Annotated in this window: 18 protein-coding genes; 9 read left to right on the top strand and 9 right to left on the bottom strand. The window is 72.5% G+C overall.

Annotated features, from left to right (window positions below; translation table 11 throughout):
• Nucleotides 1–130: 130 nt before the first annotated feature.
• A complete protein-coding gene (locus ACSNN8_RS10930) occupies nt 131–652 on the top strand; it encodes an Rv0361 family membrane protein (protein ID WP_436648538.1) in 522 nt (173 codons plus the stop codon).
• 1 nt (nt 653) lies between these two features.
• Here the strand turns inward: ACSNN8_RS10930 and ACSNN8_RS10925 are convergent, their stop codons facing one another.
• From ACSNN8_RS10925 to ACSNN8_RS10895, 7 genes are all read right to left on the bottom strand, one after another.
• A complete protein-coding gene (locus ACSNN8_RS10925) occupies nt 654–1,259 on the bottom strand; it encodes a hypothetical protein (RefSeq protein WP_436648537.1) in 606 nt (201 codons plus the stop codon).
• Nucleotides 1,256–2,371 carry a M23 family metallopeptidase gene (locus ACSNN8_RS10920; protein ID WP_436648536.1) on the bottom strand — a complete coding sequence of 372 codons (1,116 nt, stop codon included), beginning with the start codon at nt 2,369–2,371 and terminating at the stop codon, nt 1,256–1,258. Before ACSNN8_RS10920 ends, ACSNN8_RS10925 begins: the two co-directional genes overlap by 4 nt.
• The gene (locus tag ACSNN8_RS10915; RefSeq protein ID WP_436648535.1) at nt 2,368–2,916 is read right to left on the bottom strand and encodes a hypothetical protein; all 549 of its coding nucleotides are present in this window, start codon (nt 2,914–2,916) and stop codon (nt 2,368–2,370) included. The genes ACSNN8_RS10920 and ACSNN8_RS10915 overlap by 4 nt, the downstream gene beginning before the upstream one ends.
• Before the next feature lie 4 nt (nt 2,917–2,920).
• Nucleotides 2,921–4,888, bottom strand: coding sequence for an MFS transporter (locus tag ACSNN8_RS10910; protein WP_436648534.1), 1,968 nt, complete (start codon nt 4,886–4,888; stop codon nt 2,921–2,923).
• A 1-nt stretch (nt 4,889) separates the two neighbouring features.
• Nucleotides 4,890–8,636: an ATP-binding protein gene (locus tag ACSNN8_RS10905; RefSeq protein WP_436648533.1), complete on the bottom strand. Its 3,747-nt coding sequence runs from the start codon at nt 8,634–8,636 to the stop codon at nt 4,890–4,892.
• 103 nt (nt 8,637–8,739) lie between these two features.
• Nucleotides 8,740–9,102 carry a hypothetical protein gene (locus tag ACSNN8_RS10900; RefSeq protein ID WP_436648532.1) on the bottom strand — a complete coding sequence of 121 codons (363 nt, stop codon included), beginning with the start codon at nt 9,100–9,102 and terminating at the stop codon, nt 8,740–8,742.
• Nucleotide 9,103: 1 nt separating this feature from the next.
• The gene (locus ACSNN8_RS10895; RefSeq protein WP_436648531.1) at nt 9,104–9,397 is read right to left on the bottom strand and encodes a hypothetical protein; all 294 of its coding nucleotides are present in this window, start codon (nt 9,395–9,397) and stop codon (nt 9,104–9,106) included.
• 342 nt (nt 9,398–9,739) lie between these two features.
• Here ACSNN8_RS10895 and folP point away from each other — a divergent pair, with 342 nt between their 5' ends.
• From folP to ACSNN8_RS10855, 8 genes are all read left to right on the top strand, one after another.
• Nucleotides 9,740–10,627: a dihydropteroate synthase gene (folP, locus tag ACSNN8_RS10890; RefSeq protein WP_436649510.1), complete on the top strand. Its 888-nt coding sequence runs from the start codon at nt 9,740–9,742 to the stop codon at nt 10,625–10,627.
• A 5-nt stretch (nt 10,628–10,632) separates the two neighbouring features.
• The gene (folB, locus tag ACSNN8_RS10885; RefSeq protein WP_436648530.1) at nt 10,633–10,995 is read left to right on the top strand and encodes a dihydroneopterin aldolase; all 363 of its coding nucleotides are present in this window, start codon (nt 10,633–10,635) and stop codon (nt 10,993–10,995) included.
• A complete protein-coding gene (gene folK, locus ACSNN8_RS10880; RefSeq protein ID WP_436648529.1) occupies nt 10,992–11,519 on the top strand; it encodes a 2-amino-4-hydroxy-6-hydroxymethyldihydropteridine diphosphokinase in 528 nt (175 codons plus the stop codon). The genes folB and folK overlap by 4 nt, the downstream gene beginning before the upstream one ends.
• A 35-nt stretch (nt 11,520–11,554) precedes the next feature.
• Complete coding sequence (locus tag ACSNN8_RS10875) at nt 11,555–12,034, top strand: DUF3180 domain-containing protein (protein WP_436649508.1); 480 nt, start codon at nt 11,555–11,557, stop codon at nt 12,032–12,034.
• Nucleotides 12,035–12,161: 127 nt separating this feature from the next.
• On the top strand, nt 12,162–13,406 hold the full coding sequence (locus ACSNN8_RS10870) for an ABC transporter permease subunit (RefSeq protein WP_436648528.1): 1,245 nt from the start codon (nt 12,162–12,164) through the stop codon (nt 13,404–13,406).
• 27 nt (nt 13,407–13,433) lie between these two features.
• Nucleotides 13,434–13,718 carry a hypothetical protein gene (locus ACSNN8_RS10865; protein WP_436648527.1) on the top strand — a complete coding sequence of 95 codons (285 nt, stop codon included), beginning with the start codon at nt 13,434–13,436 and terminating at the stop codon, nt 13,716–13,718.
• Nucleotides 13,719–13,768: 50 nt separating this feature from the next.
• Nucleotides 13,769–14,260: a hypothetical protein gene (locus ACSNN8_RS10860; protein ID WP_436648526.1), complete on the top strand. Its 492-nt coding sequence runs from the start codon at nt 13,769–13,771 to the stop codon at nt 14,258–14,260.
• Nucleotides 14,261–14,430: 170 nt separating this feature from the next.
• Nucleotides 14,431–15,732 carry a hypothetical protein gene (locus ACSNN8_RS10855; RefSeq protein WP_436648525.1) on the top strand — a complete coding sequence of 434 codons (1,302 nt, stop codon included), beginning with the start codon at nt 14,431–14,433 and terminating at the stop codon, nt 15,730–15,732.
• 3 nt (nt 15,733–15,735) lie between these two features.
• On the opposite strand, the gene ACSNN8_RS10850 is transcribed toward ACSNN8_RS10855, so the two are convergent.
• A complete protein-coding gene (locus ACSNN8_RS10850; RefSeq protein WP_436648524.1) occupies nt 15,736–16,869 on the bottom strand; it encodes an NADH-quinone oxidoreductase subunit D in 1,134 nt (377 codons plus the stop codon).
• A complete protein-coding gene (locus tag ACSNN8_RS10845) occupies nt 16,866–17,834 on the bottom strand; it encodes an SAM-dependent methyltransferase (protein WP_436648523.1) in 969 nt (322 codons plus the stop codon). The genes ACSNN8_RS10850 and ACSNN8_RS10845 overlap by 4 nt, the downstream gene beginning before the upstream one ends.
• Nucleotides 17,835–18,084: the final 250 nt, after the last annotated feature.

Below are 18,084 nucleotides of genomic sequence, written 5' to 3'. Positions count from 1 at the left end.
GATAAAACCTATCCCAGTCGTGGCGGGCATCGCGTTCGGCGGTGCTCGGTTCCATGTCCGCGTCGTCCGGGCTTGTGCCGCTCTCGGTCCGCGCGGGGGAAAGGTGTGCGGAGGCACTACTGTCGTATGTGTGCAGCCGCAGGAGCCCGTGACGGAACCGACGGACGCGCCGGCGGGTGCCGAGCCGGCGAAGAAGGCCCCCAACCGGCGGCTGCGGTTGTGGCTGGCCATGGGCGCGGGCGTGCTGGCGCTGCTCTGCCTCGGCGGGGTGGGGGTGGCCGTGCTGCTCTACGACGAGGAAACGAAGATCGAGCGCGCGGAGCCGGACGCGGTTGCCGACAACTTCCTGCGCGCCTATCTCGTCAACCGTGACGACGCCCGAGCAGCGCTCTACCAGTGCCGGTCAGGCGGCGACTTCCAGCAGATCGCCGCCTACCGAGCCGACGTTCTGGCCCGGGAGAAGCAGTTCACGGCGACCATCGCCGTCACGTGGAAGACCATCGCGGTCCGGACGAACGGCGCCAACGCCGAAGCCGAGACGGATCTCGTCAAGACCACCTCCAGCCAGCCGGGACGAGTGACCGATACCTGGCGGCTGAATCTGGTCGACGAGGACGGCTGGCGCGTCTGTGGCGCGACGCAGACTTCCTAGATCACTCGACCCACAGACGGTGGACGGACACCTCGAGGGTCCGGGGCGTATGGCCGCTCCACCCCCACCGATACCAGTCGAGCTCGGTGGTGACGCGAGCGCAGACGTCGCCCTGATCGCTGGTGTGGATCTCGGTGACCGCCCGGAGGTCCCGCTCCTCGGTGCCGTCGTCCAGGAGACGAACCACCCGGCGACCGGACAGCGACGGCGCATCCAGCGCCGGAACGGGATTTCGGCGTGCGGGCTCGTCCAGCGACACCAGCCGCGAGGTGACGTCGTCGGCCGGAATCGTGAGGCCGGCCATCCCGTACTCCTCGACCCACACGCGCTCGACCGGCACCATCGGGGCGAAGATCTCCGTCTGCTCGGCCTCGGCGCGGTACCACTCGCCCTCGGCCATGATCGGCACGTACGTGCGGCTGCCCTGCACGACCTTCTCGTCGGCGCGCAGCTCCGATCGCCAGCCGTGCCCGGGGAGCCCGATCAGCACCCGCCGTCCGCGCAGCTGGCCGCTCATCGTGGCCGGCGTCGGCACCACCGGGCGCGGCGGGTCGAGCGCCCAGTCGGGGTGCCCGGCGAACGGGTCGGGGAACGGCTCGCCGCTCATCCCGCTTCTCCCAGCGGCGCGCCCTGCTCGCGCATGAACCGCACCGGGTCGATCGCGCCCGCGCTCGACCGGTCGTTGTTGAGGTGCACCTCGAAGTGCAGGTGCGGCCCCGAGGAGTTGCCGCTGCTGCCCACCCGGCCGATGAGCTCGCCGGCCGTGACCTCCTGGCCCTCGTGCACGAGCGGCGCCGTGACCATGTGGCAGTACCTCGTCATGATGTTCCCGGCGTGCTGGATCTCCACCATCCAACCGCATCCGCCCTTGCCGGGGTAGCCGTCGACGTTGCAGGTGCGCCGTCCGCTGTGGTCCTCGTCGCACTTGACCTTGGAGACGATGCCGCTCGCCGCCGCGGTGATCGGCGAATGCTTGCCGACGATGAGGTCGACGCCCTGGTGGTTGGGTCGCGAGGCGGTGCGGAACCCCGAGCCGACGGCGGCGCTGGCCGGCAGCGTCCAGCCGGAGGCCGCGATCTGACCCGCGGAGGCGCAGACCATCGTGAGCGAGTTGCCCACCGCGTTCGCCGCGCCGTCGGCGAGCATGTTGACGATCTGCGTGGCGATCGGCTCGTGCTTCGCGTACGCGTCCGGATAGGCGCTGATCTGTACGCGCTGCGCCGCCCGGGTGAGCGGCATCCTCTCCCAGCCGGGGACCGTCTTGAGCTTCTGGTAGAACTTCGTGCTCGCGTAGACCGGGTCCCGCACCTGTGCGGGCGAGCCCCAGCCCGAGCTGGGCCGCTGCTGGAACAGGCCCTGCGAGTCGTGGTCGTTGCGGGCGCCTAGGTAGCCGAGGTTGTTGAGCCGCGACTCCTGCATGGCCGTGGCGACCGCGATGACCCACGCACGCGGCGGCATCTTGAGCTTCGCGCCGGTGTTGATGATGATCGCCGCGTTGCGGATCTGCTCGCCGCCGTAGGGCCGGATCCGCGGCAGCTTGGTGTCCGGGTCGATCGGGCCGCCCTTGCCGCAGCCGAACGAGCTGACGAGCTCGTCGCCGCCCTCGTCGGTCAGCCCGCCCACCAGCAGGGCCGTGACGCTTCCGCCGCAGCACAGCAGGGCGAGCGTCGCCACCAGGGCGACGAGCAGAACGATCTTCCGTGGCCGGGGGATGCTCACGCCGTTTCCCAGTCGATCCCGTCGACGCGCCAATGGCCGTCGGGAGAGACCAGGCGCAGGTTGAGCTTTCCAGTGTCCATGGTGACGACCGCGTTGACCACCGTCGCGCTCACCGGCACCAGGCTCGGCCGTCCGGTCACGCGGCCGGCCGGGACGTCGGCGGGGTCGACGCCCTCGAGCTCGCCGGCCAGCTTGCGCGTGGAGTTCGGCAGGAGCCGGTCACGCCACGCGTTCGGGGTCACCTTCTGGTGGTCGGCCCACGCCGAGGCGAAGGCGTACGCGACCGCCTCGGGCTGGGCGCGTCCCGGGCGGGTCGACGGGCTCGGCGGCGGCTCGGTGTCGTTGACGACGCTGTCGTCCTCCTTGGGGTCCGCGCTCACCGTCGTGCCGGGCGACGCGGTGCCCAGCGAGGGACGCGAGTCGTCGCCGTCGGAGAGCAGCCGGGCGAGGCCGATGATCCCGAGCACGATCACCGCGAGGACGACGGCTACGCCCCAGCGCGACCGGAAGATCCTGTTGAGGCCGAGTTCGAGTGAGCGAGCCATGCGATCACTTGGCCTCGGAGCGGATCCGCGGGGTGACCGGCTCGGCGGTGGTGCTGCCGGTCTCCGGGCGGTAGATGGCGTACGAGGAGGGCTGCTCGGCCACGTCCGGCTCGGTCCAGCCGGTGGACGGCCGGCGGCTGCGGCTCGCGGCCGACGTCGCCTTGGCTGCGGCCGGCGCCGAGACCTCGTCGGGGACGAGCGGCTCGCTGCCGTCGGGCCGGGTCGGCTTGGGCGCGCCGCCGCGGTCCCCGGCGGTCGCCGGAACCAGCTCGCCGCGGTTCGCCGAGTGGGCCGGGTCCTCGAGCCGGGCCTCGGGCCGCAGGTTGCCCTGATCGACGTAGACCGTGCGCCCGTTGCCCTTGCCGACCACCTGGCGGTCGTCGCCCGTGCTCGGGTCGACCCTGGAGGCTTCGCGCATGTCCTGGAAGAACTTGCGGTGCCACGAGCCCGTGGCGATGGTGCGGGCGCCGTCCTTGCCGCCCAGCTGGGTGACCCGCCGGTACGGCCGCAGCAGCAGCCAGCCGACCATGCCGCACAGCCAGACGAGCACGACCTGCAGCCACCCGGGCAGGCTCGCGGTATTCATGATCAGGTCGACGGCGAACAGATAGATCGCCGCTCCGGTGCCGAAGATCGCGATGTTGAAGACCGCGGCGATGACGGCATTGCCGAGCCGCTTGATCCCGGCGTTGGCCGGCCGCAGCAAGCCGACCGTGCCGAGGATCGGCGCCGCGATCACGGCCCATCGGAAGACCAGGAAGCCGAGCAGCACCAGCACCGAAGCGGTGATGTCGAACATGGCGAACATGATCGCCGCGAGGACGGCGATGAAGCCGGCGCCGATCCGATCCATGCCGTTGACGCCCTGGAGGTATTCGTACGCCTCGGGGTCCTCCGTCTTGATCTGTTCCGCGACCCGCTTCCACTGCTCCTTCTTGCCGTCGAGCACGCCGCCGCGGGTCGTCGGGTTCTGGCGAATCCGCTGAAGCTCGTCCCACGAGAGCGAGCGGGCGTCGTAGAGGGCCGCGCCGTACTTCTTGGCGGTCGCACTGTCGGCCGAGCCGAGCAACCCGCGCAGCCAGTTGCGGTAGAGCATCGTCTCGGTGGCAGTGTCGCTGGCCCGAACGGCGGGCGGCCGGTTGTCCTCGCAGGACGTGCCGCCGAGGACGCAGTCACCGACCGGCTTCTCGGGGCGGGGGCCGACGGCGTCGTGCACCACGCCGAGGGTGCCGATCAGCGTTCCGTCCGCGATGTTGGCGGACTTCACCGGCCAGGCCGCGATCGCGGTGACGGCGACCATGACGAGGATCGCCCAGCCCGCCGTCGTCGTCGCGGCCCCCATTTCGGCCTGCTTCGACCGCCACAGCAGGTAGAGGCCGACGATGGCCAGCGTGATGACGCCGAAAACGCTGAAGACCTTCTCGTACACCGCCTTGGTGGCCTGGTCGACCAGCGGGTCGGCCCAGCCCCACATGCTCTGCGGGTCCCACGCCCGCTCACGCAGGGCGTTGGAGGCTCCGATGATCGAGGTCGCCACCATGAACTCGCCGTTGGCCACCGTCGTCTCGAACTTGAAGTCCGGGTCGACGAGTGTCGACGCGCAGCCACTGTCCAAGTCGTAGGTGGTGTAGCTGTACCCGGCGTACCCGTAGTCGCTGTAGAGGCCGGGGAAGCTGTTCTTGGCGGCGGCCGAATCGGGGCGTTCCGCGAACCACCCCGCCAGTCCGGCGTCCGGGCTGCTGGGGGTGGGCGGGTTGAGGCACGAGGCCCGGCTGGACCCCACGTCGGTGAGCCGGTCGACGCAGCCCCGGAAGTCCTGCTGCCACTCCTCGAGGCTGCACGCCCCACCCGGAGCGCGCCCCGGCAACTCGACCGGCGCCGCCGACGCCGGCGGGGCGGCCACCGCCCAGACGATCGACGCCACCACCGTGACGAACATCGTCATCAGCAGCGCCAGCCCCCGCCGCACCATCTCAAACCTCCAGGTCGGACGGCAGTGGCAGCGCCGCCGGCGTCGCCTTGGCAGCCGCCGGCGTCGTGTCGAGATGCTCGAGCAGGCCGTCGACGTACGACACGTCGACCCGCACCTTCTGCACGCGTCCGTCGACGTCGCGCATCACGAACTCGCGGAACCCGAGCCGCGTGGATGACGACGTGTCGACCTGGGACAGCGAGGCCAGCGTCGCCTCGTACCCGTCGTGCACCGGCACCCGCAGCAGCCGCAGCGCCTCCGACGCGATCTCCTGGTCCTCCGCGATGCGGCCGACGAACACCGTCGACACCAGGTTCTGCACGTCGAGGCCGAGGATGTCGCGCGGGTTCTGCGAGGCCACCAGCGCCGCGAGGTTCCACTTGCGGGAGTCGCGGGCGAGACGCACCAGGAACGAGCGCCCGGACCGCCAGCCCTCCATGAAGTGGGCCTCGTCGAGCCCGACCATCTTGCGCGAGGACATCGAGCCGCCGTAGCAGCGCCGCACCGCGAGCCGGTGGGCCGTGTGCAGCATCGGCAGCGCCAGCGACTCCTCCGCCGACCAGTACTCGCGCTCGATCTTGAGGTCGGGCAGGCGCAGTCCGGCCATCGTGATCACGGTGAGGGCCGCGTCGGCGCCGAGCAGGTGCTGCGGCGGCGAGCCGAAGAACAGCAGCGCCAGCGGCATCTCGGCGGTGTCGAGCAGCAGGTTGGCGAGCTCGCGCCCCTCGTCGTCGTCGAGGCCCTGGAGCGTACGGACCACGTCGTCGAGCGTGGACGTCTCCTCGGCGGGCACCTGCCGTACGGCGTGCCGCAGCAGCGTCGCCGTGGAGGCCTCCTTGGCCACCTGCGGCGGCACCAGCATCGAGCAGATGTCCTGCACCAGCATGCGGCGCTCGGCGCGGGCGTTGGAGACCGCGATCTCGTACTCGCGGTCGCCCGCCGGCCCGGTCGCGAACTCCGACCGTACGGGCGTGGGGATCAGCGCGTACGGCGCGAGCGTGCCCTGCTCGGAGCCGGTCAGGTTCAGCACCCGTGAGTACGGGCGCAGTTCGGGCATCTGGCACAGCCGGGCGAGCGGGCCGGACGGGTCGAGCAGCGTCACCTGAACCCCGCGGCGGGCGTTCAGATAGCCGAGCGCGCCCATCAGCGTCGACTTGCCACCGCCGGGCTCGGCCACGAACACGCCCAGGCCGGAGCGCTCGCGCACCTCCATGGGGAAGTGCAGGTCGAGGAAGACCGGCCGGCGGCAGGTGCCCGCCGTACGCCCGATCAGGTCGCCGCGGCGGTCGCCGACGGTCGACGCCGCCTGCGGCAGCGCCGCGGCCAGCAGCTTGACCGGCATGCGCCGCACGTACCCGGTGTTCGCGATCGGCTCGCCCGGGATGAACTCGCGGGCCAGCTGGTCCTGGTTCTTCGGGTGCTGCAGCGAGATCCGCAGCTCGCGCGAGTAGAGCTGGATCAGGCGCCGGGCCCGTTCCATGCACTCCTCGCGGGTGGCGCCGCCGACCGCGATCCGGTGCCAGCCGTGCGCGCGCGCCGACTCGACCGGCAGCCCGGTGGTCATCTCGTCGCCGATCACCAGCGCCCGCTTGGCGAGACGCTCCAGCTCGGGCGGGGCGTCGATGCCGTGCTCGGCGTAGTCCAGCTGCTGCGAGCGGATCATCCGGAGCCGGTGCTCGAGGTTCTTGAACGAGCTGCCCGAGCCCAGGATGTCGAGCCGGGACGACAGCTCCATCGGCCACGGCAGCCGCTCGTGGAAGTGCAGCCACGGCTCGTGCTTCTCGGGGATCTCGAGCGGCTCCATCCGGCCGACCGACAGCACGGCCACGTGCCGTTCCTCGCCGGTCATCCGGTTGACCAGCTTCACTGTCGAACCGTACGGGGTGCGGTAGCGCTCGACCTGCTCGGTCAGCGCCAGCAGGTCGCCGGTGTCCCACTGCCCGTTGGTGACCGGGCTGAGCGGCCCGGGCGGCGCCATGCAGAGCGCGACCGAGCGGAACAGCAGCCACTCCAGCTCCTGCGGGGTGACCCGCCGGCCGCGCATGCCGAACGCGTTGAGCACCTCGTCGAACTGCTCGACCGTGCGGCCCAGCTTGCGCCGTTCGCTGTCGGACGTGCCCCGGCCGAAGATCCGCAGGATCCGCTCGGAGAACGTGTCCCCGAGGGAGCGCCGCGCGAACGTCACACCCAGGTACGTCTGCCCCTCGGCGTGGTTGACCGAGAGCAGGTGCCGCTGGGCGGCCACGAGGTGGTCGGACCACGAGGTGCCGCCGCGCACGTCGGGCAGCGGCTTGGCGGTGAACGAGTCCACCGTGCGCGCCCACTCGTCGGCCGGGAACGGCCGGTTGGTGCGGCGCAGGTGCAACCGGAATCCTGCCAATCCGGCGTACTGCTCGGAGATCGCGCTCAGCAGCGCCTCGCGCTCCGCGTCGGGCCGGAACGCCCAGCGGACCTCGGGGAGGTAGTACCAGGCGGTGACCGTGCTCTGGGTGAAGGTCAGGTGCCCGGCGATCTCGCTGATCTCGAGCTCCATGACCGGGTCACGGTCTCTGAACTTGAGCTTCTGCGGCCGCAGCACCGGCTTGGGCGTCGTGAGCTTGTCGCGCGGCGCCGGCAGGTTGCGCGCCTTCTCCTTGCGCTTGGCAGGGGCCTTTTCCTTGCGCTTGGCGGGCGCCTTCTCCGTGGCGGGCACGGGCAGCGGCGCCTCGACCGGAGCCGCGTCAGCCTGCGGTGGCGATTGCGGGGCGTACGCCTCGACGGGCCCGGCCTGCGGCGGGCGCGCGCCGTTCACGCCGCCCACGGTCTGCCACAGCGGCGGGGTGGAGACGGGCGCGGGCGCGGCCTCCGGCTGTGCCGTGGTGGGCCAGTTGTCGAAGTCGGGCCAGTCCTCGAAGTCCGGGTCGGCGGGGGCGCCGCCGTTCTCCTGGAAGAAGTCCGGCGCGGGTCCCCGCGGCGCCGGGGCCGGCGGCACCGCGACGGGGGACTCCGCCACGGGCACCGGCGGACCGGCGAGGGGCGGTTCGGCGACCGGCAGCCGCTCGGCGACCGGAGGACCGGCAACCGGCAGGGTCTGCCCCGCGGAGGGCCCGGCGAGCGGCAAGGGCTCGTCGATCAGCGGCCTGGTGAGGGGCGACGGCTCATCGGCGGGGGAGCCGACGAGGGGCGTCGGCTGGGCGACAGGCGGACCGGCCATCGGCGCCGGCGCGGCGACCGGGGGGCCGGCCAGCGGCGCCGGCTCGGGAACCGGAGGCCGCGCGACGGGCGGTTCGTTGACCGGCGGGCCGGCGATCGGCGGCTCGGTCAGCGGGATCGGGACCGCCGCGGCCGCGACGGCCTGGGGCTCGACCGGCTTCGGGCCCTCGGCGGGTCCACGCCGTACCGAAGGCTCGGCCGGAGTGGACGGAGCGGGCGGCGAGGACACGGGGGACACCGGGGGCGCCGGCCGCTCGTCGAAGTCGAAACCGAAGTCGAAATCCAGATCCGGCTCGGACAGGGGCGGCTTCCGCCGGGTTTCACCCGGAGGAGTGGCCGAGACCGGCGACGGCGGCGCCGCCCCGCCGAACAGGTCGAGGAACGGCGAGTCGATGTCGAGCGCGGAGTCCACCGGACCGCCGCGCGGTCGCACCGGCTGGGGTGACTGGAAGACTCCGACCGCGCCGTGCCCCGGCGCGGCGACGAATTCCTCGGCGGCCTCGTCGGAGGTCAGCTCTTCGCCCGATCCGTGCGAGGGGTAGTGGTTCGAACGCACTCCGTTACTCTGCCTGCCCTGGGTGTCGGCATCCGCGCGGGGATGCCCGTGCGGAGGAGATCCGGTCATGCGCCGGCCCCGTGGGAGCATGCGATAGGACTGGTCATACCAACTCCTCCCGAACCCGGATGCGAGTCGCGACGAGCTTCGGATCGCGGCGCTCGACCGCCGGCTCGCGGGTGCGGCGCCAGTCGGTGAGTGCGGTCCGGATGACGACCCGGGCGGGGCGGTCGGGGTCGACATGCCGGAACACGTACGACGTCGTGACCATGGCGAGCGCGATCTCCCATGCGGGGAACGCGTCGAACTCCCAGGTCATCAGGTAGTGCAGGACCATGAAGAGCGGAACCAGCGCCACGAACATGCCGTACTGCGCGTACGGCAGGTGGATGGGCAGGGTGTACCCGGGGGGGCCCAGATAGACGAGGCGCGCCCGGTAGATGTCGTCGTCGGTGCGGAGCCGCATCTCAGCTGAAGATCAGGTCGATGAGGAAGTCGCCGACGAAGAACAGGGTGGCGGCGCCGGCGATGAACGCCAGGCCCACGATGGCGATGGCGGAGCTGGTCAGCACCTTGGAGATCTCGCCGCGGCTGGCGCGTCCAATGAAGATCACGCCGAGCACCGCGAGAAGGATCGGCGCGATGTTGCTGGCGAAGAACTTGACCACGCCATTGGTGTCGATGCCCTTGGGTTCGGGCGCGGCGAGCGTGACGTGCTCGAGCACGGTCGCTGCCTGCGTGGCGAGCTCACTGGCGATCATCGGTCAAACCTCCCCGTGCCCGGTTAGGGGGTTGCGGGCACGCTGCAGTTGTGAAGCCTCACGGCACCGCCCATATGGTGCTACTTCCCACCCTGTGCGTCGAGTGAGCCGTTCGGGCACAGCCATGCTCGTCTGCTCTCTGCGGTTCCTACAAATGATGCCTAGTTCCGAAGAGTACGGCCCGCACTTCTTGGCTACAAGCGTCCTAAACGTTACGCAAGGTGATGGCGATGAGTGAGATGAGTTACGAACCATCGTACGCACGTGCGACAACCCCGCTCGCCGTACGCTCCTGTCGTGACGACTGAGCGGACGGATGTGCAGGTCGCGACCTCGGCGTTGATGCATGTGGATCACCCGGTCGTGATCGGCGTCCTCAATGTCACCCCCGACTCCTTCTCGGACGGCGGCCGGTACACCGACGTGGAGGCGGCGGTGCGCCACGGTGTCGAACTGCACAGTGCCGGCGCGGACATCGTGGACGTCGGCGGCGAGTCGACCCGGCCCGGCGCCGAGCGGGTGGACGCCCCCACCGAGATCGCCCGGGTCGTGCCGGTGATCGAGGGCCTCGCGCGCGCGGGCGTACTGACCAGCATCGACACCACCCGCGCGGCCGTGGCCGCCGCCGCGCTCGAGGCCGGCGCCACCGTGATCAACGACGTCTCGGGCGGTCTCGCCGACCGCGGCATGGCCCGGGTGGCCGCCGAGGCCGGGTGCCCGTGGGTCCTCATGCACTGGCGCGGGCACTCCCGGCACATGAATGAGCTCGCGGTCTACGCCGATGTGGTCGCCGAGGTGCGCGACGAGCTGCTCCAGCGGGTCGACGACGCGCTGGCGGCCGGGGTCGGCCCCGGACAGATCATCCTGGATCCGGGGCTGGGCTTCGCCAAGACCGCCGAGCACAACTGGGCCCTGAGCGCCCGCCTCGACGTGCTGGTGGGCCTCGGCTACCCGGTGCTGTTCGGCGCCAGCCGCAAGACGTACCTGGGCCGGCTGCTCGCCGCTGCCGACGGCACCCCGCGACCGGTCCGGGAGCGTGAGGCCGCCACGCTGGCCACGTCGGTCCTCGCGGTGGCGGCCGGGGCCTGGGGCGTACGGGTGCACGACGTTGCCGCCACGGCCGACGCGCTCGCCGTCTGGCGCGCGACGGGCTCTCCTCGGCTGCAAAGTTCCGCGCCGAGCGGGACCCCAGCGCCGGGCGAGACCTCCGCGCGGAGTGAGAAGGAGTGAACGGGGTGGACGGGCGGATCACGCTCACCGGGCTGCGGGTGCGCGGCCGTCACGGCGTCTTCGACTTCGAGCGCGAGCAGGGGCAGGACTTCCTGATAGACGTACGCCTGGAACTCGACCTGGGTCCGGCCGCGGCGAGCGACGACGTGGCCGACACCGTCCACTACGGCGAGCTGGCCGGCCGCCTGGCGGCGATCGTCGGCGGCGAGCCGGTCAACCTCATCGAGACGCTCGCCGAGCGGCTGCTGACCGCCTGCCTCGAGGACCGGCGGGTCGCCGCGGCCGAGGTCACCGTTCACAAGCCGCAGGCGCCGATCCCGCTGGAGTTCGCCGACGTCGCCGTCACGCTGCGCCGGAGCCGGGCATGACCCGGGCGATCTTCTCCCTCGGCAGCAACCTGGGCGACCGCGAGCACCACCTGCGGCAGGCCGTGCGGTCGCTCGGCGGCAGCGTCGAGCGCATCTCCGAGGTCTACGAGACGCCGCCGTGGGGTGACGCGGACCAGCCGGCGTACCTCAACGCCGTCGTCCTCGTGTCGGACCCCGCCGCGTCCCCCCGGGACTGGCTCGAGCGCGCCCGGCGGGCCGAGGCCGCGGCCGGACGGGTCCGGGACCCGCAGCGGCGCTTCGGCCCGCGCACGCTCGACGTCGACGTGATCGCCGTCCGGGACGCCGCCGGCCGGCCCGTGCTCAGCGACGACCCCGAGCTGACGCTCCCGCACCCGCGGGCGCACCTGCGGGCCTTCGTGCTGCGGCCGTGGCAGGACGTCGAGCCCGCCGCCGACCTTCCGGGGCACGGGCCGATCGCCGCCCTGCTGGGTGACCCCGCCCTGGCGGACGACCTCGCCGGTCTGCGCCCGCGCCCGGAACTCGCACTAGAGTCGACCGCGTGAGCAGCAACCCGCAGGCGCCCAAGTCGGATCCGTCGATGCGCCCGACCAGCATCTCGGTGCTGATCGTCGCGGGTCTCGCCGCGGCGGCGCTGGGCTGGCTGCTGCTGAGCTTCTCCTATTCCGCCCTGCCCGAGCTGCCGTGGTCGCCGGTGATCGTGCTGGCCGTGCTCGCCGTCGCCGAGGGCCTGCTGGCGCAGAACACGGCGGCCCGCATCCAGCGCAAGCCCGGCGCGCCGCGCGTCGACCCGCTGGCCGTCGCCCGCTACGTGGCGCTCGCCAAGGCGTCCTCGCTGGTCGGCGCGATCTCGACCGGCTTCTCGCTGGGGCTGCTGGCGTGGCTCGCCATGGAGACCACCGAAGCCGCGCACGACGACCTGCCCGTCGCGGTCGGCGGCGTGGTCTCCGCGCTCGCGCTGGTCGGCGCCGCCCTCTGGCTCGAGCGCGCGTGCCGCATCCCGGAGCAGCCCGACTCCAAGGACGAGGACGACTCGGACCGCCCCACCGGGCTTCTCTGACTCCCGCCGCAGGTGCGGATTCCGGCCTTGAACTGAGACCGACTCGTATCCGTATGCTCTGGGCACGGGCACGCGCCCGGCACATCTCGGCGTGCCCCGCACGGGATGCACACGAGGAGGCAGGGCGATGGCGTACGACGAGGCGGCCTACCGCCGGCAGAGCGAGGAGCCCACGCCCACCGATCCGTCCGCCTACCGGGCCAACACGCTGGCCGCGGCCGAGCAGCGCCGGCGGGCCGAGGAGCTCGACGGCGGGACCGGCGACACCACGGGCGACGTGCTCCGCCGCGCCGACGCCGACGAGGACGGCCGCGACCGGCTCGGCATCCACCTCGGCTGGGAGGTAGTGCTGCTCGTCGCCGCCGGCGCGATCGGCTTCCTGCTCTGGCGCCTGGAGTCCGACAGCTTCCAGCGCCCCGCCCTCGACGCGCTGCTGACCACCGGCGCCGCGATCGGCCTGCTGACGCTCGGCGCGGGCCTCACCCTGCGGGCCGGCGTGCCCAACCTCGCGCTCGGCCCGATCGCGCTGGGCGCCTCCCTGCAGTACGCGGAACAGGGCGATCAGGGGCTGCTGCAGGCCGTGGTGCCGGCGCTCGTCTTCGCCGCGGCAGGCGGCATCGTGATCGGTCTGCTCGTCGTGCTGCTGCACGTGCCCGGCTGGGCCGCCACGCTCGCCGCCGCCCTCGGCGTGATCGTCTATGACCAGCTGCGCGTCGTGCCGGTCGACGTGCAGGGCACCTACGACCCGACCGATCAGGCGTTCTTCCTGTTCGGCGGGTTCGCGCTGCTGGCCGTGCTGGGCAGCGCGCTGGGCACGGTGACCCCGGTACGGCGCTGGCTCGGCTCGATGCGCGCCGCCGCCGACCCGGCCCGCCGCCGCGGCGTGGTCGTGGCGTTTCCGGTGATCGGCTCGCTGGCTCTCTCCTCGCTCTTCGCGGTCGGCGCCGGCGTGCTGTTCGCCACCCAGTCCGACGGCCCCGTCGTGCCGGGCACCGGCCTGGAGTGGACCGGCATCGCGATCGGCCTGGCCCTGCTCGCCGGCACCAGCGCGTACGGGCGCCGCGGCGGCATCTTCGGCACGCTGTTCGCGGTCGCCGCGCTCACGCTGTTCCTCGACTACGCCGACCGGCGCGCCTTCGACATCTCGCTGTTCGCGATCGCGGGCTGCGTCGTCGCGGGCGGCCTCGTGGTCACCCGGCTCGTCGAGACGTACGGTCGTCCGCTGCCCGTCACCGGGCCCGCGGACTGGAACACCGCGCCCGCCACGACCGGCGGCAACTGGTCGCCCGACCTGCCCGAGACCTGGTCGCCCGCGACCAGCACCGCGCGCGGCGACCGCTGGGACGCCGGGCCCTGGGGCACGAGCCGCTGACCGGCCCGCCCGCCTATGCTGTGAATCATGACCACTCCGAGCTTCGCCGAGCTGGACGCCCTGCCCACCGAGCAGCTGCGCGAGCGCGCCTTCGCCAAGGCCCGGGAGCGGCGTGACATCGGGTTCTTCTGGTCGGTCCTCAAGCACCTGCCCGACGCCGACGAGGCCTCACAGCTCGACGGCGCCCCCAACTCCATCGGCCCCACCGTCGACGAGGCGGTCGCGCTCTGGCGCGAGCTGGAGGGCCACGGTTACGGAGAGAACGAGCCGCTGCTACGCGCCGCGTTCATCGACTACCTGCAGAAACACTAGATCCACGGCCGTCGTTTAAGCTGAGCGTCGCTCCGGGAAATAGGCGGCGCATGGCTCTCGGCAACCGGTACAAATCTGCGCCTGGTGCGGGCACTCTGGCCGCGCTCATATTGGTCCTCGTCTTCGGCAGCCCCTGGTATGCGAACTGGGCGAGCGACAACACCAACCCCGACACGGCCGGCGGCTGGTGGCTGCGGCTGCTCGCCTGGCCCCGCTGGTCGTTCGACTCCAGCGACTCGCTGCGCGAGATCGTGGTCGGCGACCTCAAGGCGATCCTGCTGGTCGTGCTGACCGCGCTGTTCCTGGTGCTGCTGCCCGGCTCGCAGCTGGCCCGGGCGCGCGGCACGATCAGCCAGTTCTTCGCCGGCTGGGCGTCCTACATCTTCGCGGGCGGCTTCGCCGCGCTGCTCACCACGCTGTTCCTGGCCAACCCGTCGCTGCTGAGCGCCTTCCAGGCAGCCGGCAACGGGGCCGCGTACGGCCTGTTCGTCGGCTGGATCGTCGGCTTCGCCACCCTCGGCGGCTACCGCGGCACGAGGTAGCGCCCCGCCCCGAAGAGTTCGCAGCCGCGAACTCTTCCCGCCGCCGGCCCGGGCGCCTCGTCCGGGCCGGTGACCTCGCTTTTCCCTGGGCGACGGCCCTGAAGTCCGGCATTTCGGGCGTACGGATCGAACATTTGCCCGAACGGGAGGGCTCGGTAGTATCGGCGCCCATGCCGGACCGGGAATCGATCGCGAGTAACGCGCGTCTGCTCCGCAGCCTCGTCTGGGCGGGTGTGCTGCTCGCCCCCGTGGCCGTCGTGGTCGTGCTGCTCGGCGACAACTCCAACTCCGCACGCTTCGCCGTGCTGCTCATCGCGGCTGCCGTGGCGCTGATCGGCGCGTCCGTGCTGGTGCGCGACGACGCCGCTTCGGCCGGTGCGGACGTGGAGGAACGCGTGGCCGACGAGGTCGCCCGGGTCCGTCGCGAGCTGCGCGCCGAGTTCGGCGGCGGCGGCCAGACCTACGGCGCTCCCCAGCCGGTGCCGGTGCCGGCCCAGCAGCACGAGGAGGGGACGAGCTTCTTCGGCGCGTTCGCGGCCGACGACAACTACCCCGACCCGTTCTCCAACGACTACCCCGCCGAGGATTACCCGGCAGACGACTACGACCCCCAGCCGCGGCCCGCCATGCCGGCCGGTCCGCCGCCTACCGGCTCGCCCCGTCTGCTCACCAGCGGCCGGGCCGGCGTCCCCGTCGCCTCCGCCGGTGTGCCGACGGGCTCCGCCGGCGTCCCGGTGGGTTCCGCCGGCGTCCCGGTGGGTTCCGCCGGCGTCCCTGTGGGCTCGGCGGGCGTTCCGATGGGTTCCGCCGGCGTCCCTGTGGGCTCGGCGGGCGTCCCCATGGGTTCCGCCGGCGTCCCGATGGGCTCGGCTGGCGTTCCCGTGGGCTCTGCCGGTGTGCCGATGGGACCGGCTGGTGTCCCTCCGGCCGGCGTGCCGATGGGCTCGGCGGGTGTGCCGATGGGCTCGGCCGGCGTGCCGATGGGTTCGGCCGGTGTGCCGGTGGCCGCCGCCGCCGTGCCGCCGCCGTCGCAGCTGCCCCGGCAGCGCGGAGCCGCCTCGGTGCCCCCGCCGCCGGGCCCGCGGGCGTCCGCACCGGTGCACCCCGGCGACCCGTACGGCCGCTCCGAGCCGGAGGACCTCGGCGCGAGCACCGGATACGCGCAGGCGCCGGGCGTCTACGGTTCGCCCGCCAGCGGCAACACCTACGGCGCGCCCGCCAGTACCTACGGCAGCGACTTCGACTCCGACGAGTACAACGGCTACGGCGCCCCGACCTACGGCGCCGAGCAGGGCGACTACAGCTACGACCACGACGCCCCGCAGACCCGCGAGCCCGGCAACGTGACCGGCGACCCCAATTACAAGGCGCGCCGCCACCGGCCCTCGGCCAACGACACCAACGTCGGCTCGCTCAGCGACTTCGCCTCGTACGGCGGCTATCCGTCCGAGCAGAACTACGGCCGCAACTAGGCCCTACTTGTCGACGTCGCCCACGACGAAGAACATCGAGCCGAGGATCGCGATCAGGTCGGGCACCAGGCAGCCGGGGATCAACGTCGCCAGCGCCTGCACATTGGCGTACGAGGCGGTCCGCAGCTTCATCCGCCACGGCGTCTTCTCGCCGCGGGACACCAGGTAGTAGCCGTTGATGCCGAGCGGGTTCTCGGTCCACGCGTACGTGTGCCCCTCCGGCGCCTTGACCACCTTGGGCAGCCGCACGTTGACCGGCCCGGAGGTGCGGTCGACCCGGTCGAGGCACTGCTCCGCGAGGTCCAGCGACACGTACGTCTGGTCGAGCAGCACCTCGAAGCGCGAGTGGCAGTCGCCCGCGGTGCGCGTCACGACGGGCACGTCCAGCTCGTCGTACGCCAGATAGGGCTCGTCGCGGCGCAGGTCGAAGTCGAGCCCGCTGGCGCGCGCGACCGGCCCCGAGGCCCCGTACGCCGCCGCCTGCTCCGCGGTCAGCACGCCCACCCCGACCGTGCGCGCCAGGAAGATGTCGTTGCGCCGGATCAGGTTGTCCAGGTCGGGCAGTCGCTTGCGGACCGTGCGGATCGTCTCGCGCGCCCGCCCGGTCCAGCCCGCGGGCACCTCCTCCTTGAGCCCGCCGACCCGGTTGAACATGTAGTGGATGCGGCCGCCGGAGACCTCCTCCATCACGGCCTGCAGGGCCTCGCGCTCGCGGAACGCGTAGAACATCGGCGTGATCGCGCCGATCTCGAGCGGGTAGGACCCCAGGAACATGAGGTGGTTGAGCACCCGGTTGAGCTCCGCGAGCGCCATCCGCAGCCAGGTCGCGCGCTCGGGCACCTCGATGCCCATCAGCCGCTCGACGGCGAGCGCCACGCCCAGCTCGTTGGAGAACGCCGACAGCCAGTCGTGCCGGTTGGCCAGCATGAGGATCTGCCGGTAGTCGCGGACCTCGAACAGCTTCTCGGCGCCGCGGTGCATGTAGCCGATGATCGGCTCGCACGCGACCACCCGCTCACCGTCCAGCGTGAGCTTGAGCCGCAGCACACCGTGCGTCGAGGGGTGCTGCGGGCCGATGTTGAGCACCATGTCGGCGGTCTCGAGCCCGGCACCGGTCCCGACCGTCATCTCCCTCATAGCAGCATGCTCCCACGCCGGTCGACATCGACGGTGTGCAGCAACCACCAGTGGCCGCCCAGGCCGCCCGGCTCGATGAGCTCCGCCTCGGAGCCCGCCGCGGCCAGCGCGCGCACGTATCCCGCCGGGTCGCTGCGGGCCAGATCCAACGGTGGCCGGGCGCCGTCGACCCCGAGCGCGCGGAGCGCCTCGCGCTGGTGGACCAGGCGGTACGGCACCCCGGCCGCGGCCGCCACCGCATCCATCGCCACGTGCGCCGTGACGTCGCAGGACCCGTCGGGCACCGGCTGCACCTGCCGGCCGCCCCGATAGCCGGTCAGCGTGCCCAGCGCCGGCCGCTCGTCGCGCAGGTGCCCGTAGTCGATCGCGAGCGCACACCCGCGCCGCACCCGCTGAACGGCGTCCGCCCACGCCGCGTCGCGCGGCCAGCCGATCTCCGCCCGCCCCGCCGCCGGCCACCAGCGCCGTAGCCAGAACAGGTCGGCCGCGTCCACCGGCCCGCCCAGCGTCTCGGCGCCCGTCGCGGGGTCGACCAGCACCTTGCGCTGCCGCCCGGCGTCGTCGAGATCGGTCACGTCGAGGGGCACGTTGTCGAGCCACTCGGTGGCGACGAGCAGCCCGGTCACGGCCTCCGGCAGGTCGTGTCGCCACGCGATCCCCCCGGGCAGCCCCGGCGGGCGCGGCGCCACCTCGACGGCCGTCAGCCGCACCCGCTCCGGCAGCAGCGGGCGCAGGGCGGCGAGCAGCTCCCCGCGGCCGGCGCCCACGTCGACCAGGTCGAACGTCCTCGGCCGGCCCAGCGCGGCGTCGACCCGCTCGACGAGCCGCAGCAGCGCGCCGGCGAACAGCGGCGAGGCGTGCACGCTGGTCCGGAAGTGATCGGCCGGCCCCTGCCCGGCGCGCACGAAGAAGCCGCCGGGCCCGTAGAGCCCGGACTGCATCGCGGCACGCCAGCCCGTTTTCACACCGGCAACCCTAAGGCCTCCGCTGACAGCCGGACGGGCCTGTGGAAAGCGCCGGAGGGCGCCTGTGGACAACGCCGCGCGGATCTTGGCGGGCGGCGTAAGGTCTGGGCCCGCCCCCAGGCGGGAGGGGTCGGGGCTCGGCTGCGACACGACCGGCCTGAGCGGTGATGGGGTTGTTCACATGGTCTTGTCACGGGCGTGTTTCGGCAGCGCATACTTGCGCTCGACCGGTACCCCACTTGAGGACTGG

Origin of the sequence: Actinoplanes sp. URMC 104 (genome assembly GCF_051386375.1) — a bacterium.
Lineage (GTDB): Bacteria > Actinomycetota > Actinomycetes > Mycobacteriales > Micromonosporaceae > Actinoplanes.
This window is presented reverse-complemented; position numbering and strand designations above follow the sequence as displayed.

What these genes read in the sequence shown, in the direction of transcription:
- ACSNN8_RS10925 (WP_436648537.1), bottom strand. Translation starts at nt 1,259, where the DNA reads ATGAGCGGCGAGCCGTTCCCCGACCCGTTCGCCGGGCACCCCGACTGG.
- ACSNN8_RS10915 (WP_436648535.1), bottom strand. Translation starts at nt 2,916, where the DNA reads ATGGCTCGCTCACTCGAACTCGGCCTCAACAGGATCTTCCGGTCGCGC.
- ACSNN8_RS10910 (WP_436648534.1), bottom strand. Translation starts at nt 4,888, where the DNA reads ATGGTGCGGCGGGGGCTGGCGCTGCTGATGACGATGTTCGTCACGGTG.
- ACSNN8_RS10900 (WP_436648532.1), bottom strand. Translation starts at nt 9,102, where the DNA reads ATGCGGCTCCGCACCGACGACGACATCTACCGGGCGCGCCTCGTCTAT.
- ACSNN8_RS10895 (WP_436648531.1), bottom strand. Translation starts at nt 9,397, where the DNA reads ATGATCGCCAGTGAGCTCGCCACGCAGGCAGCGACCGTGCTCGAGCAC.
- folP (WP_436649510.1), top strand. Translation starts at nt 9,740, where the DNA reads ATGCATGTGGATCACCCGGTCGTGATCGGCGTCCTCAATGTCACCCCC.
- folK (WP_436648529.1), top strand. Translation starts at nt 10,992, where the DNA reads ATGACCCGGGCGATCTTCTCCCTCGGCAGCAACCTGGGCGACCGCGAG.
- ACSNN8_RS10875 (WP_436649508.1), top strand. Translation starts at nt 11,555, where the DNA reads ATGCGCCCGACCAGCATCTCGGTGCTGATCGTCGCGGGTCTCGCCGCG.
- ACSNN8_RS10870 (WP_436648528.1), top strand. Translation starts at nt 12,162, where the DNA reads ATGGCGTACGACGAGGCGGCCTACCGCCGGCAGAGCGAGGAGCCCACG.
- ACSNN8_RS10865 (WP_436648527.1), top strand. Translation starts at nt 13,434, where the DNA reads ATGACCACTCCGAGCTTCGCCGAGCTGGACGCCCTGCCCACCGAGCAG.
- ACSNN8_RS10860 (WP_436648526.1), top strand. Translation starts at nt 13,769, where the DNA reads ATGGCTCTCGGCAACCGGTACAAATCTGCGCCTGGTGCGGGCACTCTG.
- ACSNN8_RS10855 (WP_436648525.1), top strand. Translation starts at nt 14,431, where the DNA reads ATGCCGGACCGGGAATCGATCGCGAGTAACGCGCGTCTGCTCCGCAGC.
- ACSNN8_RS10850 (WP_436648524.1), bottom strand. Translation starts at nt 16,869, where the DNA reads ATGAGGGAGATGACGGTCGGGACCGGTGCCGGGCTCGAGACCGCCGAC.